Raw genomic sequence first — 15,667 nt, forward strand, 5'->3', positions numbered from 1 at the left:
TCGCCATAAAGGCCCCGCCGGTCGTCACCTCGAGTGCCCCGCCAGTCCTCGCCATAAAGGCCCGGCTGACCGTCACCTCGGGCGCCCCGCCGGTCGTCACCTCGGGCGCCCCGCCAGTCCTCGTCTGCACTGCTCTCAGGCACATCCGCAGGCGGTTCGGCCTCCGCACGACGCCTGGTGCCGTCAGCCGACGGCTGTGGGACGGCCTGCACGGAGAGGGCCTGCGCAAACTCGGCCTGCACGGACTCGGCTTGCACGAACTCGGGCTGCGCGGAGTCGGCCGTTGCGGAGGTGTCCTTCTTGCGGCTCCCTGTGGCCGGGTTCGGAGCGTCTCCCGTGAGGACCCTCGCCGCTGGGCTTTCGGGAGGGTTCTCTGCCGGGTTCGCCGGTGGTGCTGGTTCCTTCTCTGCTGATGGGGTTTCGTGGGCGCGTTGGCGGGCGCGCTGTTCGCGCCATTCGGCTACCGACGGCCAGCCGTCCGTGGCTGAGCGGGCCAGGTCACGGCGGCGGGAGGAGGGGTCGGGCCAGGCGCCCCGATCCGGTGTACGGGGCACCTGTGGCCGGTCGGTGTTGCTCATGCGGCCGACGCTCAGACGTCACCCGGCTTGGGAGTGGACTTGGAGCCGCGGCCCGAGGAGGCGGCGGCCGGAGCCGGAGCAGCGGTCTCGGCGGGAGCGTCGAGGCGCGGGCCCACACCCAGCTTGTCCTTGATCTTCTTCTCGATCTCGTTGGCCATGTCGGGGTGGTTGCGCAGGAAGTTGCGAGCGTTCTCCTTGCCCTGGCCGAGCTGCTCGCCCTCGTACGTGTACCAGGCGCCGGACTTGCGGACGAAGCCGTGCTCCACACCCATGTCGATGAGGCCGCCCTCGCGGGAGATGCCCACGCCGTAGAGGATGTCGAAGTCGGCGACCCGGAAGGGCGGGGCCATCTTGTTCTTGACAATCTTGACCCGGGTGCGGTTGCCGACCGCCTCCGTGCCGTCCTTGAGGGTCTCGATGCGCCGGATGTCCATGCGGACCGAGGCGTAGAACTTCAGCGCCTTACCACCGGTCGTGGTCTCGGGGCTGCCGAACATGACGCCGATCTTCTCGCGGAGCTGGTTGATGAAGATGGCGGTGGTGCCGGTGCTGCTGAGCGCGCCGGCGATCTTGCGCAGCGCCTGCGACATCAGGCGGGCCTGGAGACCGACGTGGCTGTCGCCCATCTCGCCCTCGATCTCGGCCTTGGGCACCAGGGCGGCCACGGAGTCGACGACGATGATGTCGACCGCGCCGGACCTGATCAGCATGTCGGCGATCTCGAGCGCCTGCTCACCCGTGTCGGGCTGGGACACCAGCAGGGCGTCGGTGTCGACCCCGAGCTTCTTGGCGTATTCGGGGTCGAGCGCGTGCTCGGCGTCGATGAACGCGGCGATGCCCCCGGCGCGCTGGGCGTTGGCCACCGCGTGCAGGGCGATCGTGGTCTTACCCGACGACTCGGGGCCGTAGATCTCCACGATGCGCCCGCGCGGCAGACCGCCGATGCCGAGGGCGACGTCCAGGGAGATGGACCCAGTGGGGATCACCTCGATGGGAGCTCGGGCGTCGTCGCCCAGCCTCATGACAGAGCCCTTGCCGAACTGCCGCTCGATCTGAGCGAGGGCGGTCTCGAGGGCCTTCTCGCGGTCGTTGATAGCCATGGGAACTCCCCCTGGAGGGTCGTGGTCCGATCAGTCGAGTGAAAGCTACGGCCTGCCACCGACATTTTCGACGCAGTCGGGGAAGACGTGGCCCGGCTTCGTCCATCGTAGCCGAACGGCTGTTCGATCACAGCAGGAACACGCAGGAACACGCAGGTGACCTCTCCCCTGGTGGTTTCACTCCCGACCCCTGGCCCCTGGTCTGTTTCCCTCCCGACCCCTGGCCCTGGCCTGTTTCCCGGCCCCTGGCCCTGGTCTTCCTCCCGGTCCCTGCTCCGGGTTCTCTCCAGACTCTGCTCTGGTTTCTCTCCCTGCTTCTCCCCTGGCTTCCCGCCCGGCCTCTCCCCGTCCTCCCTCGTCCCCTTCGTCCCTCGCTCGGCATGCGGAGGCGCGGCCTATCCGTTCTGTGCACGTACTGGCTTTTCGTGGGGGTCAGGCGGCTCTCCGTGGGGTCGGGCGCGCCTCCGATGACGCGGATGGCGCCCTTGGGACATCCGGCCTCTGCGGGATCGAGGGCCCTTGCGATAGGGCGGGCGTCCAGACAGGACAGGCCCAGCCGCGGTGGCGGGCCCAGCCGCTGAGGCGGGCGCGACCGAAGGGGACGTACCGGAAGAAATGGACGCCTCGAAGGGGTGAACGTAGCGGGAGCAATGAGCGTCCTGAACGAGCGGGCGTAGCGGAAAACGGGTGGCGGTCTCAGCGTGCGGTGACGTTGCGATCACGGGCCGCCCACGCCGCGACTCCCGCGTACGGATCACCCGCCGATGATGCCGTCCCGCATGTTGATCGGCGGCTGAGCTGGGGAGACTCACTGCAACGGCGACGGTTGGAGGCGCACGTGGCGAGCGGCTACACCGGGGAACGGCGCGCTCATCTTCAGGCCCTCGCCGACCTGTTGCCCGCCCACGGTCTGGTCAGCCGGATGGTCGGAGGCGACGATCCGGTGCTCTGGGTGTGGCATCCGCATACGGGCCGCAGGACGCTCGTCTTCGCCACCCCGTCGAACCGGGGCTGGCAGTTCCTCTGGTCGCCGGGCGGTCAGGGGGCGGCCGATGATCTGTACGGCACGTGCGTCGCGCTGCGCCGTACGCTCGACGCGCCGCAGCCCGGCACGGAGTGAGACGCACCCCGGCCCGGCACGGAGTGACCGGTCAGCGGAGCTTCGGCGAGACGTCCTCCACCTGGCAGACCGCGCGCCACACCGTCTTGGCGCTCTCGCCCTCGGCCAGCGCCTGCATGACGGTGCGACCGCCCAGCGGGGCCAGGACGTAGTCGCGGGCCCACGACTCGGCGTACGTCTCGCCGAAGTGGGCGTTCATCCGTCTCCAGAACTCGGTCAGGCGCATGCACTCAAGTATGGAAGCGCCTCTGGGGTGGGTACGACATCCTCATGCCAAAGACCCCCAAGTCTTCACCCCCGAAGACCGCCAAGACGAAGGCCAACAGGGCGAAACGCCGCCGCCTGTTAGCGATGCTGCGGCAGGTCGTACAGAAGGAGAAGGCCGCGCGCGCCGAGCGGCACGCCGGCATCAGGCAGGCGCCGCGTGCGGGCAAGCCGAGGGCGCGCAGGCCGTCGCGGCGCTAGCCACATCACCTGCGCGGCACTGGCCGCGTCACCCGCGTTAGCGGCATCACCCGTGCGACGCTGGCCGCGTCACCCGCGCGAGACTGGCCGCGTCACCCGCGCTAGCCGCATCACCCGTACGAGGCTGGCCGCGTCACCCGTACGAGGCTGGCGTGTCACCCGTACGAGGCTGGCGTGTCACCCGCGCGAGTCACATCACCCGCGCGCCGTACATCTCACCGAGAGGGTCGGCGAGCAGCTCCAGCCGGGCGCCGTCGGGGTCCCTGAAGTAAATGGAGGCGCCGCTTTCGATCTGGTGCGGCACGCCGGCCATCTCGAGCTTCCCGCGCAGCCGTTCCCATGTGGCGGGATCGACGGAGATCGCGATGTGGTGCAGCCCGCCGAGCACTTCCCGGTACGGCCCCAGGTCGAGCCCCGGAAAGTCGAAGAAGGCCAGCAGGTTGCCGTTGCCGATGTCGAAGAAGAAGTGGTTGGAGCCCTTGTAGTCGCGGTTCTCGAAGATCTCGGTGAGCGGGAACTCCAGAAGCTCCTGGTAGAACTTGATGGTCCGTTCGACGTCGGACGAGAGCAGCGCCACGTGGTGCAGGCCGCGTGCGCTGCTCGATGGCCGGTGCGCTAACAGGTAACGCTCGCGTATTTCCGCACGGCGGGCTTCGATGGCCGCGTAGTCGATGGTCACGGTCGCTGTATGTCCGCCAGGGCCCGCACCCAACCGTCACGCCGCGAAGCGACATGCGTTTTCTGTCGGTGGCGCGAGGCAGTATGGGCAGGTGAGCTCGCTAGCCCAGTTCAGCCAGGTGACCAGGGAATGGTTCACCGGAGCCTTCCAAGCCCCCACGGCCGCGCAGGAGGGGGCGTGGGAGTCGATCTCGCGTGGCGACAACACGCTCGTCGTGGCGCCCACGGGGTCGGGGAAGACGCTGGCGGCGTTCCTGTGGTCGCTCGACCGGCTCGCCGCACGCGACCTCGAAGCGACGCGAGATCTCGACGCGACGCGCTCCCCGAAGAAGCAACCGAAGGAGAAGCGGCCTGCCGGTACGCGGGTCGTCTACGTCTCGCCGCTCAAGGCGCTGGCCGTCGACGTCGAGCGCAACCTGCGCGCCCCGCTGGCCGGGCTGAAGCAGACGGCGCGGCGGCTCGGCCTTCCGGTGCCGGAGATCTCGGTGGCGATCCGCTCGGGCGACACCCCGGCGGAAGACCGCAGGCGGTTCGCATCACGGCCGTCCGACATCCTCATCACCACGCCGGAGTCGCTGTTCCTGCTGCTCACGAGCCAGGCGCGGGAGGCGTTGCGCGGCGTGGAGACCGTGATCGTCGACGAGGTGCACGCGGTCGCGGGCACCAAGCGCGGCGCGCATCTGGCGCTGACGCTGGAGCGGCTCGACGCGCTGCTCGACAAGCCGGCGCAGCGGGTGGGGCTGTCGGCGACGGTACGCCCGGTGAGCGAGGTGGCGACGTTCCTGGGCGGCACGCGCCCGGCCACGGTGGTGCAGCCGCCCGCGGACAAGCGCATCGAGGTCGAGGTCGTCGTCCCTGTCGAGGACATGACGGAGATGGAGACGCGCCCGAGGAGCCAGGTGGAGGGCGAGGAGTTCGCGCCCGAGCCGGGCAACCGGTCGATCTGGCCCCACGTCGAGGACCGGTTGTTCGACCTGATCGAGTCCCACAGCTCCACCATCGTGTTCGCCAACTCGCGGCGGCTGGCCGAGCGGCTGTGCACGCGGCTCAACGAGCTGGCGTACGAACGCGAAAACGGCCCGGATACCGTCGATTTGTCGATCTGGGAGACCCGGGCCGGCCCAGAGGAGACTCGGGCCGGCTCAGAGGAGACCCCGGCAGGGCCGGACACAACCCCGGCGGGCCCGGACACAACCCCGGCGGGTTCTAGGAAGACCTCAGCGGGTCAGGTGAAGACCCCGGAGCCTTCGCAGCCGCCCAAGCGCATGCCCGCCGACCTGATGGCGCAGGCCGGGGCGAGCAAGGGCGCGGCGTCGGAGATCGTACGCGCGCACCACGGCTCGGTCTCCAAGGAGGAGCGGGCGCAGATCGAGGAGGCGCTGAAGTCGGGCCGGCTGCCCGCCGTGGTCGCCACGTCCAGCCTGGAGCTGGGCATCGACATGGGCTCGGTGGACCTGGTGGCGTGCGTGGAGGCGCCGCCGAGCGTGGCCAGCGGCCTGCAGCGCATCGGACGGGCCGGACACCAGGTGGGCGCGGTGTCCAAGGGCGTCATCTTCCCCAAATACCGCGGCGATCTGGTGCAGACGGCGGTGGTCGCCGAGCGTATGAAGAACGGCCTCATCGAGGAGCTGCGCTATCCGCGTAATCCGCTCGACGTGCTGGCGCAGCAGATCGTGGCGATGACCGCGCTCGACGAGTGGACGGTCGACGAGCTGGAGCGCGTGGTCAAGCGGGCCGCCCCCTACGCGACGCTGCCGAGGAGTGCCCTTGAGGCCACGCTCGACATGCTGGCGGGGCGCTATCCGAGCGAGGAGTTCGCCGAGCTGCGCCCGCGCATCGTGTGGGACCGCGTCACCGGCACGCTCCAGGGCCGTCCCGGCGCGCAGCGGCTCGCGGTCACCAACGGCGGCACGATCCCCGACCGTGGCCTGTTCGGCGTGTTCCTGGTGGGCGAGCGCGGCTCCCGGGTGGGCGAGCTGGACGAGGAGATGGTCTACGAGTCGCGGGTCGGTGACGTGTTCGTGCTGGGCGCGACCTCGTGGCGCATCGAGGACATCACCGCCGACCGGGTGCTGGTCTCGCCCGCGCCGGGGCAGCCGGGCAAGCTGCCGTTCTGGCACGGCGACGCACCGGGGCGTCCTGCCGAGCTGGGCCGGGCGATCGGGGAGTTCCTGCGCGAGCAGGCGAAGGACGACTCGACCGAACGCCTGCGCGCGGCCGGCCTCGACGAATACGCCGCGGGCAACCTGCTCGCCTACCTCCGTGAGCAGCGCGAGGCCACCGGCTACGTCCCCGACGACCGCACCTTGGTGGTCGAGCGCTTCCACGACGAGCTGGGCGACTGGCGGGTGGTGATCCACTCCCCCTACGGCGCGCGGGTGCACGCCCCGTGGGCGCTGGCGATCAACCGGCGGCTGCGCGAGCGCTACGGCATCGACGTGCAGGCCGTCCACTCCGACGATGGCATCGTACTGCGCATCCCCGACACGCTGGCCGAGCCGCCCACCGACGTGGCGGCGTTCGACGCCGAGGAGATCGAGCAGATCGTCACCGAGGAGCTGGGCGGCTCGGCGCTGTTCGCCTCCCGGTTCAGGGAGTGCGCGGGCCGGGCGCTGCTGCTGCCGCGCCGCACGCCGGGCCGGCGCAGCCCGCTGTGGCAGCAGCGGCAGCGGGCCGCGCATCTGCTGGGCGTGGCATCGCAGTACGCCTCGTTCCCGATCGTGCTGGAGACCATGCGCGAATGCCTCCAGGACGTCTTCGACGTGCCGGGGCTGGTGCAGCTCATGCGCGACATCGCCGCCCGCCGGGTGCGGGTGGTGGAGGTGGAGACCTCGCAGGCCTCGCCGTTCGCCACCTCGCTGCTGTTCCACTACATCGGCGCGTTCATGTACGAGGGCGACGCGCCGCTCGCCGAACGCCGCGCTCAGGCACTGGCGCTCGACACCACGCTGCTCGCGGAGCTGCTCGGCCAGGCCGACCTGCGCGAGCTGCTCGACCCCGACGTCATCTCCGACACCGAACGCGAGCTGGCCAGGCTCGACCGGCCGCTGCGCGACATCGAGGACCTCGCCGATCTGCTGCGCTCGCACGGTCCGCTGCTCGCGCCCGACGTGAGCGTGCGCGGCGGCGACCCGGCATGGCTCGATGAGCTCGAACGCGCCAGGCGGGCGATCCGGGTGCGGGTCGCCGGCGAGGAGCAGTGGGCGGCCATCGAGGACACCGCCCGCATGCGCGACGCGCTCGGCGTCCCGCCGCCGGTCGGGGTGCCGCACGCGTTCCTCGAGCCGGTGACCGACCCGCTGGCCGACCTGCTGGCCAGGCACGCCCGCACGCGCGGCCCCTTCCACGCCTCCACGGCCGCGGCCAGGTTCGGTCTCGGCGTCGCCGTGGTGACCGACGCGCTGCGGCGGCTCGCGGCGTCGGGGCGGGTCGTGAGCGGGGAGTTCCGGCCCGGCGGGCGGGGCGAGGAGTGGTGCGACGCGGGCGTGCTGCGGCTGCTGCGCCGCAGGTCGCTGGCCCGGCTGCGCAAGGAGGTCGAGCCGGTCGCGCCGGAGACGCTCGCCCGGTTCCTGCCCGCCTGGCACGGCATCACCGCCGCCGCCGAGACCGCGCCCGGCGCCATCGGCTCCGCCCGTGCCATGGACGCGCTCGTACGCTCCATCGAACAACTCCAGGGCGCCGCCGTCCCCGCATCCGCGCTGGAGACGCTGGTGCTGCCGTCGCGGGTGCCCGGCTATCACCCGGCTCTGCTCGACGAGCTGACCTCGTCGGGCGACGTCATGTGGGTCGGCCAGGGGTCGCTGCCCGGCGGCGACGGCTGGGTGTCGCTCTACTTCGCCGACACCGCGCCGCTGCTGATGCCCGAGCCCGCCGAGATCACGATGACCCCGCTCCACGAGCGGATCCTGGAGCTGCTGGGCGGTGGCGGGGCGCTGTTCTTCCGCGACATCTCCGACCGGCTCGGCTCGCTCGACGACGGCACGCTCGCATCGGCGCTGTGGGACCTCGTGTGGGCCGGGCGCGTCTCGGGCGACACGCTCGCGCCGCTGCGGGCCACGCTCGGCACCGGGCGGCCCGCGCACCGGCCCGCCACCACGCGGCGGCGCAGGGCCGTGCTGCCGAGCAGGAGCGGGCCGCCGACCGTGGCGGGGCGGTGGTGGCTGCTGCCGCCGCCGGCCGCCGACGCCACCCAGCGGGCGCACGCGCAGGCCGAGGTGCTGCTGGAGCGGCACGGCGTGGTGACGCGCGGGGCGGTGACGTCCGAGCGGCTGCCCGGCGGGTTCACGCCCGTTTATCAGGTGTTGCGGGCGTACGAGGAGAGCGGGCGGTGCCGGCGCGGCTACTTCGTCGAAGGGCTCGGGGGCGCCCAGTTCGCGCTGCCCGGGGCGGTGGACCGGATGCGCGCCATGTCACCGAGTGCGGGCTCGCCTGAGGGGCGGGCGGCCGACGGTGACGGGCGGGGGCGGCGGGCCGTGGTGCTGGCCGCCGCCGACCCGGCCAGCCCGTACGGCGCCGCGCTCCCCTGGCCACCGCATCCCGGGGAGGTCTCGCACAAGCCGGGCAGGAAGGCCGGGTCGCTGGTCGTGCTCGTGGACGGTCACTTGGTGCTGTACGTCGAGCGCGGCGGCAAGACGCTGCTGTCGTTCACCGACGGCGAGCGGCTGCGGCCTGCTGTGGACGCGCTGGCTCTGGCCGTACGCGACGGGGCGCTGGGCAAGCTGACCGTCGAACGCGCCGACGGGACGAGCATCGTCGACTCCCCGCTGGCGGCCGCCCTGGAAGAGGCCGGCTTCCACCCCACCCCGCGCGGCCTCCGTCTCCGCGCCTGACCTCTGCCGGCGAAGCCGCGCACCACTCCCGCCCGAAGGGTGTGGAGGCCGCTGGTCGTCCGGGGACGCCTGAGACGAGGAGCTGTCGCAGCCGCAGCACGCGACGAGGCGCGGGGCCACAGCGCGTAGCAGGGCCCAGCAGCGGCGGCTGCCCGAGGCGGAAGGCGTAGCGGCGCTGTACGCAAGGCGTCGTATACAGCGAGGTAGGAGGGCTACGCCGGACCGGTGGCGGTCGCAGCGCACGGCGAGGACTGCCGGCCGTGCCTGGTCGCCGTCGCTGTCACCACCGCTGTCGCCCACGACCGCGTGCCATCGCCGCACGCACCGAGCCACGCAGCCGCCAGACACCAGACGGCGGACGGCGGACTTTCCTCAGGCGGAACCTGAGTGTGGTTTGGTGGGGCGAAAGTGGTAGATGATGGGCTTTGCGTGACTTCGGGCTTGAAGCGCCGAGCGGCCGGCGCGCAGAGCGCTGAGCGGCGAGCTCGCCGATCGCAGGCGCGCCATCCGGCACCGACCGGCAGGCGCACCGGCAGGCAGGCGCATCGTCCGGCACCCGACCGGGAGGCGCACCGGCAGGCAGGCGCGTCGTCCGGCACACCGACCGGCAGGCGCGCCGTCCGGCAGCCAGCCGGCCGGGGCTGCCACAGCCGCGGCGCGGCGGCGCCGCACGGCGCCCTGGCGGCAGCGCGCCATCAAGACCGGGTCAAGCGAATCTGTCCGTTGTATACGATAAGTTCCCCTATGACTGATCTGACGCTGGGCGCGGCCCACCGGACCTTGCGCGACAAGGTCACCGGAGAGCTTCGCCGCCGCATTCTCTCCGGCGAGCTGGCTCAGGGTGAGCGACTGGTCGAGGACCGGCTGGCCGCCGCGCTCGGCGTCTCGCGCAACCCCGTACGCGAGTCCATCAGAGTCCTGGCCGCCGAGGGGTTCATCGAGGTCGTCCCCCGGCTCGGCGCCACGGTCGCGCGCCTGTCGGCCGAGGAGGGCGAGGAGCTCTTCGACGTGCGCATGGCGATCGAGGGCCTGGCCGCGCGGCTGGCCGCGCGCAAGCGCACCCCCGAGGCGGTCGCCCGGCTGCGCCAGGTGCTCGACCAGGCCAAAGAGGCGGTGGAGAGCGGCCGCCTGGAGCAGGTGGCCGACCTGAACACCGCCTTCCACCTGGCGGTCGGCGAGGCGGCGGGCAACTCGTACCTGGCGCTGATGATGACGCCGATGCTGCAGCGTGCGCAGTGGGTCTTCAGCCAGACGGCCGCCGTGCGCGGCCCGCACTCATGGCAGGAGCACCTGAGCCTGTGCGAGGCCATCGAGGCGGGCGACGAGGACGAGGCGCAGGCGCGCGCGGTCGCCCACGTGGCGGCGGCGCGGCGGTCGTTCCTGGCGGCGGCGGGCCGCAAGCCGGGCCACGATCGCCAGCCAAAGCCCCCAAACGATTAGGAAACGCTCAGATAACGACATAGGGTCCCGAAACACCATTGAAACGTCAGACCTTGTATACAGTCTCCTAAACGTTCAACCGGAGGCCCCATGCGACCGTCACCCAAGGTCGTCGCGGCGCTCGTCACACTCCCCCTTGCCCTGACGGCCTGTGGTGGAAGCGGGACGAGCAGCACCCCCGCGGCACCTAGTTCCATAGCCAGCGCCTCGGCCGACGACCGGCCGGTCAAGGACGGCGGCACACTCAACATCGCGCTGAACGCCGACCCCGACGCGCTGGACCCGAGCATCTCGACCACGCTGGTGGGCCGCGAGGTCTTCACCAGCATGTGCGAGAAGCTCTACGACATCGACGCCTCGTCCGCGATCGTCCCGCAGCTCGCCGCGGCACCGCCCGAGCTGTCGGACGACGGCAAGGAAGTGACGATCAAGCTGCGTGAAGGCGTGAAATTCAACGACGGCACGCCGTTCGACGCCGACGCCGTCAAGAAGTCGCTTGACCGCCACCGCACGTGGGAGAAGTCCGCGCGGCAGGCCGACCTGGCCGCGGTGTCGAAGGTGACGGTGGTCGATCCGGCCACGATCAAGCTCACGCTGACGCAGGCGTTCACGCCGCTGACCGCGCAGCTCGCCGACCGCGCCGGCATGATCATGTCGCCGAAGGCGCTCGACTCCGAGGGCGACAACTTCGGCGCGAACCCGGTGTGCGTGGGCCCGTTCAAGTTCGTCAGCAGGACCTCGGGCAGCCAGATCGTGCTGGAGAAGTCGGCCGACTACTACGACGCCGACAAGGTCAAGCTGGACAAGCTCGTATACAAAATCATCGTCGACCCCAACGTGCGCGCCGCGAACCTCAAGTCCGGCGACGTGCAGGTGGCCGACCAGCTCGCCACCAACACGGTCAAGGGCGTGCAGGACGACCCCAACCTGACCGTCGTCTCCGGCGGCGGCCTGGGCTACTACGGCTTCCAGATCAACATCGGCAACGTCAAGGGCTCGACCGCGAAGCCGGGCCCGGTGGACACGCCGCTGGGCAAGCACCCGCAGCTGCGCGAGGCGTTCGAGCTGGCCCTCGACCGGGACGCGATCAACAAGACCGTCTACAACGGGCTGCACGAGGTGGACTGCTACCCGGTGCCGATCGACAGCCCGTACCGGCCGAAGGACCTGCCCGCCTGCCCCAAGCGTGACATCGCCAAGGCCAAGCAGCTCGTGCAGGCGTCCGGCGTGCCGACGCCGATCCCGGTCACCATGGCCACCCCGAACGACGCCGTGAACCAGCGCCTCGCGCAGGTCATCCAGTCGATGACCAAGGAGGCCGGCTTCGACGTCAAGGTGCAGACGGCCGAGTTCGTCAGCGTGCTGGAGCAGGGCAAGGCCGGCAAGTTCGACGTGCTGCTGAGCGGCTGGTCGGGCCGGGTGGACCCGGACGGCAACCTGACGAACCTGATCACCACGCAGGGCAGCAACAACTACGCCGGCATGTCCGACCCGGGCATCGACGAGCCGATCAAGCAGGCGGCCGCCGAGACCGACCCGGCCAAGCGGGCCGAGCTCTACGGCGCCGCCATGAAGAAGGCCGCCGAGCTGCGGGGCGTGGTGTACCTGTACCACAACCTGTACTACCTGGGCATGCACAAGAGCGTCGCGGGCGTGGAGTACTTCAAGGACGGCCTGCCGCGCTTCCGCACCGCCGGGTTCGCCGCCTGATGCTGTGGTTCATCCTCCGTCGATGCGGTTCTGCCGTGATCGTGCTGTTCGTGTCGAGCGTGCTGATCTTCCTGGGGGTACGGGCGCTGCCCGGTGACCCGGCCACCGTCATGGCGGGCCAGGAGGCGTCGCCCGAGGCGATCGAGGCGATCCGGCACGAGTTCGGCCTGGACAAGCCGCTGCCCGCGCAGTACCTCGACTACCTGGGCCAGACGCTGAGCGGCAACTTCGGGCGTTCGACGCAGGACCAGCTGCCGGTGGCCGACATCCTTCTGGAGCGGCTGCCGGTCACGCTGGAGCTGTCGGTGCTGGCCATGCTGGTCGCGATCGTGATCGGCGTGGGTGCGGGCATCGTGGCGGCCGTACGGCGCGGCAAGCTCGCCGACTACCTGGCCACGGCCTTCGGCCTGGCCGGGTTGTCGGTGCCGCACTTCTGGCTCGGTCTGCTCGGCATCCTGCTGTTCGCGGTGACCTGGCGGGTGCTGCCCGCCTCCGGGTACGTGCCCTTCACCGAGGACCCCGTGCAGAACCTGCAGCGCATGATCCTGCCCGCCCTCGTGCTCGGCACGGGCTTCGCGGCGATCCTGATGCGGCAGACCCGCTCGGCCATGCTGGGCGCGCTGTCGGCCGACTACGTCAGGACCGCGCGGTCCAAGGGCCTGCCGGAGGCCAAGGTCGTCGGCGCGCACGCGCTGCGCAACAGCCTGACGACCGTGGTGACCGTGCTCGGCCTGCAGCTCGGCGCGCTCATCAGCGGCGCCGTGGTGACCGAGCAGATCTTCGTCATCCCGGGTTTCGGCAAGCTGACCGTGGACGCGGTGCTGACCAGGAACTACCCCGTCATCCAGGCGGTCGTTCTGGTCACGGTCGTCGGCTACGTGCTGGTCAACCTCCTGGTGGACATCGCCTACGCCTTCCTCAACCCGCGGATCCGGCTGTCGGGAGGCGGACATGACTGAGGTGATGCGCCGCAGGCGGCTGTGGCGGCGCTTCCGCCGCAGGCCGATGCCGATGGCCGGTCTCGTGCTGGTGGTCGCGTTCGTGCTGCTGGCGCTGATCGGGCCGCTGGTGACCGGCGACCCGGCCGCGCAGGACTACATGGCCACGCTGGCCCCGCCGTCGCCTGAGCACCTCATGGGCACCGACGACCTGGGCCGCGACGCGTTCGCCAGGATCGCGCACGGCGCGCAGGTCTCGCTGCAGGCGGGCGTGCTGTCCACGCTGCTCGCGATGGTGGTCGGCATCCCGATCGGGCTGGTGGCCGGCTTCTACCGGCGCTGGCTGGACCCGATCGTGATGCGGCTGGTGGACGTGACGCTGGCCTTCCCGTTCCTGGTGTTCGCGGTGGGCCTGGCCGCCATCATCGGCCCGTCGCTCAAGGGCGTGGTGCTGGCGCTCGGCTTCTCCCAGCTCCCCGCCGTCATCCGGATCACCCGGGGCGAGGTGCTGGCGGTCAGGGAGATGGACTACGTGGCCGCGGCCGTCGCCGACGGCGCCGGAGACGGTCACATCATCTTCCGTTACGTGCTGCCGAACTGCCTCAGCCCGCTCATCGTGCAGGCCACGGTGGCGATCCCGGCCGCGATCATCGGCGAGGCGACGCTGTCGTTCCTCGGCCTGGGCGTGCAGCCGCCCACCCCGTCGTGGGGCGTGATGCTGACGACCGCGCAGCAGTATCTGAGCGACGCGCCCTGGCTGGCCATCTGGCCCGGCCTGATGATCGCCCTGGCCACGCTCGGCTTCAACCTGCTGGGCGACGGGCTGCGTGACGTACTGGACCCGAGGAGCGCCCGATGAGCCTGCTGGAGATCAGCGACCTGAGCGTGCACTTCGCCACCGAGGACGGGCTCGTCCAGGCGGTCAGGGACATCTCGCTCACCCTGGACGAGGGCGAGATCCTGGCGCTGTGCGGCGAGTCCGGCTGCGGCAAGTCGGTCACCGCGATGTCGATCCCCCGGCTGCTGCCGCCGGACACGACCCGGCTGAAGGGCTCGATCAAGCTGGACGGCCGCGAGCTGACCACGCTGCCCGAGCCGGAGATGCGCCGGGTGCGCGGCAAGACGGTCTCGGTCGTCTTCCAGGAGCCGATGACCTCGCTCAACCCGTCGTTCACCGTCGGCTACCAGATCACCGAGGTGCTGCGGCGGCACGAGAAGCTGTCGCGGCAGGCCGCCGCCGCGCGCGCGGTCGAGCTGCTGGAACTGGTCGGCATCCCGGCGCCCCAGCGGCGCATGAAGGAGTACCCGCACCAGCTCTCCGGCGGCATGCGGCAGCGCGTGATGATCGCGATCGCGGTGGCCTGCTCGCCGCGCGTGCTGATCGCCGACGAGCCCACCACGGCGCTCGACGTGACGATCCAGGCGGGCGTGCTCGACGTCTTCCGCGACCTGCGCGACCGGCTCGGCACCGCGATCATCCTCATCACGCACGACCTGGGCGTGGTGGCCGACATCGCCGACAGGGCGATCGTCATGTACGCGGGCCGCGCCGTCGAGCAGGCCCCGGTGACCGAGCTGTTCGCCAATCCGCGGCACCCGTACACGCTGGGCCTGATGAAGGCCCTGCCGTCGGCGGCGGTCAACGGCCGGCTGGCGGAGATCCCCGGCATGGTGCCCTCGCCGCTGTCGGACCCCGACCAGTGCGCCTTCCACGACCGCTGCCCGCGCGTCCAGGAGGACTGCCGGCTGTCCAGGCCGCCGCTGACCCGCCAGGGAGAGGGCCACCTGGCGGCCTGCTATTACCCGGGAGGTGACCGGTGATCCTGCGCATCGACAACCTGGTCAAGCACTACGGCCCCGTACGCGCCGTGGACGGCCTGTCGCTGGAGATCGGCGAGGGCGAGGTGCTCGGCCTGGTCGGCGAGTCGGGCAGCGGCAAGTCCACGGTCGGCAAGTGCGTGCTGCGGCTCACCGAGCCCACCTCGGGGACGATCGAGCTGGCCGGCAAGGACATCACCCACCTGTCGCGGCGCGCCATGCGGCCGCTGCGCAGGGACGTCCACATGGTCTTCCAGGACCCGTTCTCCTCGCTCAACCCGCGCTTCACGATCGAGCAGATCGTCGCCGAGCCGCTGCTGCGGCACAAGGTGGGCGACCGGCGCGAGGTGGCGGCGCGGGTGGCCGCCATGCTGGAGAAGGTCGGCCTGCGGCAGGAGATGCGCAGGCGCTACCCGCACGAGCTGTCCGGCGGTCAGCGGCAGCGGGTGGGCCTGGCCAGGGCGCTCGTGCTGGAGCCGAAGCTGGTCGTGGCCGACGAGCCGGTCTCGGCGCTGGATGTGTCGGTGCAGGCGTCGGTGCTCAACCTCATCACCGACCTGCAGCGGGACATGAAGTTCTCGTGCCTGTTCATCACCCATGACCTGTCGGTGGTGGAGTTCCTGGCCGACCGGATCGCCGTCATGTACCTCGGCAAGATCGTCGAGTCGGGCCCGACGAAGGAGATCTTCGAACAGCCGCGGCATCCGTACACGCAGGCCCTGCTGTCGGCGGCGCCGGTGGCCGACCCGGTCAAGCAGCGGCAGCGGCGCAGGATCGTGCTGGGCGGCGACGTGCCGAGCCCGGTCGATCCGCCGGCCGGCTGCCGCTTCCACACGCGCTGCCCGCTGGCGTACGACGAGTGCCGCACCACCGAACCCCTCTTGAACGACCCACGTGGCAGCGGTCACCCCGCCGCCTGCCACCTGGTAACGGCGGATCGCGTCCCCGACGCCGCCGCCCCCCGATAAGAAGGAGAAAGTACTTGTTCACC

General features: G+C 71.1%; 12 protein-coding genes. 9 read left to right on the forward strand and 3 right to left on the reverse strand.

Annotated features, from left to right (window positions below; genetic code table 11):
* Positions 1 to 589: 589 nt before the first annotated feature.
* Positions 590 to 1,678, reverse strand: coding sequence for a recombinase RecA (gene recA, locus AB0K67_RS12450; RefSeq protein WP_364057230.1), 1,089 nt, complete (start codon positions 1,676 to 1,678; stop codon positions 590 to 592).
* A gap of 838 nt (positions 1,679 to 2,516) precedes the next feature.
* Between recA and AB0K67_RS12455 the strand changes: the two genes are divergently transcribed.
* Positions 2,517 to 2,798, forward strand: a complete 282-nt coding sequence (locus AB0K67_RS12455; RefSeq protein ID WP_364057233.1) for a hypothetical protein — start codon at positions 2,517 to 2,519, stop codon at positions 2,796 to 2,798.
* A 31-nt stretch (positions 2,799 to 2,829) separates the two neighbouring features.
* Here the strand turns inward: AB0K67_RS12455 and AB0K67_RS12460 are convergent, their stop codons facing one another.
* Positions 2,830 to 3,024: a DUF3046 domain-containing protein gene (locus AB0K67_RS12460; protein ID WP_364057236.1), complete on the reverse strand. Its 195-nt coding sequence runs from the start codon at positions 3,022 to 3,024 to the stop codon at positions 2,830 to 2,832.
* A gap of 44 nt (positions 3,025 to 3,068) precedes the next feature.
* On the opposite strand from AB0K67_RS12460, the gene AB0K67_RS12465 reads away from it, so the two are divergent.
* Positions 3,069 to 3,263 (forward strand): hypothetical protein, encoded by a 195-nt coding sequence (locus AB0K67_RS12465; RefSeq protein WP_364057239.1) that lies wholly within the window; start codon positions 3,069 to 3,071, stop codon positions 3,261 to 3,263.
* A gap of 190 nt (positions 3,264 to 3,453) precedes the next feature.
* Here AB0K67_RS12465 and AB0K67_RS12470 read toward each other — a convergent pair whose 3' ends face one another.
* Positions 3,454 to 3,942, reverse strand: a complete 489-nt coding sequence (locus AB0K67_RS12470; protein ID WP_364057242.1) for a VOC family protein — start codon at positions 3,940 to 3,942, stop codon at positions 3,454 to 3,456.
* Positions 3,943 to 4,033: 91 nt separating this feature from the next.
* Between AB0K67_RS12470 and AB0K67_RS12475 the strand changes: the two genes are divergently transcribed.
* The 7 genes from AB0K67_RS12475 to AB0K67_RS12505 all read left to right on the forward strand — a co-directional run bounded on the left by AB0K67_RS12475 (position 4,034) and on the right by AB0K67_RS12505 (position 15,644).
* Complete coding sequence (locus AB0K67_RS12475; protein ID WP_364057245.1) at positions 4,034 to 8,770, forward strand: DEAD/DEAH box helicase; 4,737 nt, start codon at positions 4,034 to 4,036, stop codon at positions 8,768 to 8,770.
* A gap of 744 nt (positions 8,771 to 9,514) precedes the next feature.
* Positions 9,515 to 10,210: a GntR family transcriptional regulator gene (locus tag AB0K67_RS12480; protein ID WP_364057248.1), complete on the forward strand. Its 696-nt coding sequence runs from the start codon at positions 9,515 to 9,517 to the stop codon at positions 10,208 to 10,210.
* A 90-nt stretch (positions 10,211 to 10,300) separates the two neighbouring features.
* On the forward strand, positions 10,301 to 11,920 hold the full coding sequence (locus AB0K67_RS12485) for an ABC transporter substrate-binding protein (protein ID WP_364057251.1): 1,620 nt from the start codon (positions 10,301 to 10,303) through the stop codon (positions 11,918 to 11,920).
* Positions 11,920 to 12,879, forward strand: coding sequence for an ABC transporter permease (locus AB0K67_RS12490; protein ID WP_364057253.1), 960 nt, complete (start codon positions 11,920 to 11,922; stop codon positions 12,877 to 12,879). Before AB0K67_RS12485 ends, AB0K67_RS12490 begins: the two co-directional genes overlap by 1 nt.
* Complete coding sequence (locus AB0K67_RS12495) at positions 12,872 to 13,717, forward strand: ABC transporter permease (protein WP_364057255.1); 846 nt, start codon at positions 12,872 to 12,874, stop codon at positions 13,715 to 13,717. The genes AB0K67_RS12490 and AB0K67_RS12495 overlap by 8 nt, the downstream gene beginning before the upstream one ends.
* Positions 13,714 to 14,679 (forward strand): ABC transporter ATP-binding protein, encoded by a 966-nt coding sequence (locus AB0K67_RS12500; protein WP_364057257.1) that lies wholly within the window; start codon positions 13,714 to 13,716, stop codon positions 14,677 to 14,679. The genes AB0K67_RS12495 and AB0K67_RS12500 overlap by 4 nt, the downstream gene beginning before the upstream one ends.
* Complete coding sequence (locus AB0K67_RS12505) at positions 14,676 to 15,644, forward strand: oligopeptide/dipeptide ABC transporter ATP-binding protein (protein ID WP_364057260.1); 969 nt, start codon at positions 14,676 to 14,678, stop codon at positions 15,642 to 15,644. Before AB0K67_RS12500 ends, AB0K67_RS12505 begins: the two co-directional genes overlap by 4 nt.
* Positions 15,645 to 15,667 lie beyond the last annotated feature (23 nt).

The organism is Nonomuraea sp. NPDC052634 (assembly GCF_040678535.1).
Lineage (GTDB): Bacteria > Actinomycetota > Actinomycetes > Streptosporangiales > Streptosporangiaceae > Nonomuraea > Nonomuraea fastidiosa.